This window comes from Marichromatium sp. AB32, assembly GCF_003718675.1.
Taxonomy (GTDB): Bacteria; Pseudomonadota; Gammaproteobacteria; order Chromatiales; family Chromatiaceae; genus Marichromatium; species Marichromatium gracile.
Window position 1 is genome coordinate 1 of the sequence record NZ_RHFJ01000114.1, and the last position, 2,297, is coordinate 2,297.

A 2,297-nucleotide genomic window follows, 5' to 3' on the forward strand; every position below is an offset into this window, starting at 1 on the left:
GGGTCAGCGTACCGAAGGTGATGTATCCCCGCTCCAGCGCCGGCAACACGTTCACCGCCCCCATCCCCTCGCTCGGGCGATACATGCCGGCGGGCGCGGCAATCCGCCAGGGCCGCTCGCTGAACAACTCCTCCGCACCCTCCGGAACCAGGACCTCGTCACACAGGAAGTAGTCGATCGCGCTCAACCCCGAGGTGTAGCCATAACCGACCCAGAGACTCACCGACACCGGCGCCGGCTTGCGCGCAAACGCCCCCAGCCGATTGCCCGCCGTATGACCGGCCAGGTCGACCAGGATGTCGATGCCGTCGGCACGGATACGTTCGGCGAGCTGGGCATCGCTCAGCCCCCGGGTCGGCACCCAGTGATCGATCAATCCCTGGTAGCGCGCCGTCTGGGCGTCCTCGCACGTCAGCTCGGCATAGGCGAAAAGCTCGAAGTCGAGCCGATTGCGATGCATCAGCAAGGGTTCGAGCATATGACGGGTCGAGTGGTGGCGAAAATCCGGCGAGACATACCCGAGGCGCAAGCGACGCCCGGGGTCGCGATCATTGTCGTGCGCAGACCAGTGCGCACGCGCGGATTCACCGTGACGGCGATCGAACTCACGATAATCGGTGAAGATGGCCTTGGCCGAAAGCTCGGGGTGATAATTGAGCGTGAACAAGAGCTTGCTGTGGAGCGCGGCATCCGTCGGGTGTTTCGACAGTGCCTGGCGATAGGTCGTGATTGCCTCGTCAACCCGCCCCATCAGCTGCAGGATATTCCCCAGATTGGAGAGCATTGCAGCCTGCCCCGGCCGGAGTCGGACCGCATGCTGTTGCAGCGCCAGTGCCTCATCGAAACGCCCTTGCTCGGCCAGCGCATTGCCAAGATTGGTCAGGGTCTCGGGATGATCGGGATCGACATCCAGGGCCTGCTGATAGTCGGCCAGCGCCTCATCCGTACGCCCGAGTCGGCGTAGCGCGGAGCCACGGTTGTTATAGCTCTTCAAATGCCGGGGATCGATCGCCAGCACCGCATCGAAATAGCCGATGGCCTCCTCAGCTCGTCCGATCGTCAGCAACAGACTGGCAAGATTGTAGAGTGCGGCGACGAAATCAGGCGAAAGCTTGGCCGCCCGGGCATAGGCGAGCCCCGCCTCTTCGAGCCTCCCGACCTGTTCGAGTGCAACTCCAAGGGTATTGAGGATCTGGGGATCCTGATCATCACGCCGCAGCGCCTCCTCGAGCACCGGCACAGCGGCCTCGCCACGTGAGCACTGAGCCAGCACCGCGCCCAACATCTTCCAGCCGAAGGCATCCCAGGGTCTGCGTTCGGTCCAGTCACGGGCAAGCCGCTCGACCTCGTCGAACCGATGACGCTCGAACAGCGTGATCAGTGCGTCTTCGTCGCTCGGAGCCGGGGTCGCGAGCATGCGCTGGAGCATCTCTCTGAGGGCATGCGCCTCGGCGCTATCGAGGCCGCAGTCGATCGCCCGCTCGATCACCGCCAACCCTTCCTGCGGGCGATAGGCCAGCATCAGCCCCTGCGCGTAGGACTCCCAGTGATGACCATTCTCGGGATCGAGTTCCAGTGCTCGCAGTAACAAGCCGAGGCCGGAATCGAGATGTCCACGCTCGACCTCCAGTACCCCGAGACCGTGATGGGCGGCGGCCTCATCTGGCTCGGCAGTGAGGCGAGCACGATACAGTGACTCCGCCTCGTCCAGCCTGCCCGCGGCATGATGGGCGCGGGCCAGTTCGAGCGATTCGTCGTTGGTGACCATGGATAGTCGACCCCTTTGTCCTGATCATTGCGATTAGTCGAGGAACGGCCGCCAGCGCTCAACATTCATCCGACACGCAAGTCGCCAATAAATTGACGCGCCCTTCAGCATGCCCTTAACGCGCATGGCAGCAACGATGCAGTGTGGTCATCGGCCGCGAGTCCAGTAACGCGTTCCCCTATCGATGGGGCTGGAAGCAAATAGTAAGCCAGCGTTTGCGAAGCAGGCTGAGCAGGATCTGCGTGGACGCCACTCCGAGCTCTCGCTCCCCGACGCAAACAGCTCGGGGCTGCTGCACGCGCCCCTCCACCTAAAGACACAACCGAGCGGAAGCCTCAGGCAGAGGCGGACGTCGAGTCACACCAGCGCCGCCACATCGCCCGGTAGGCGTCCTCGATCCGCGCCACCTGCCCCTGCTCGTCACGCCAGGGGCTGGCCTCCATCTGCGCGCGCAACCCGGCGCGGGTCGTCGCCAGCGCCTCGTGATCCGCGGCCAGCGCGACCACGCGCTCAACGTAGTCGGCCTCGT

General features: G+C 64.2%; 2 protein-coding genes. Both read right to left on the reverse strand.

From position 1 onward, the window contains the following. The coding region (locus EBL85_RS16620) for a tetratricopeptide repeat protein (RefSeq protein ID WP_123143493.1) at window positions 1-1,768 on the reverse strand (1,768 nt) is incomplete at its 3' end. A 335-nt stretch (window positions 1,769-2,103) separates the two neighbouring features. Further along, window positions 2,104-2,297: hypothetical protein (locus EBL85_RS17305; RefSeq protein WP_223806188.1), on the reverse strand; the 194-nt coding region annotated here is incomplete at its 5' end.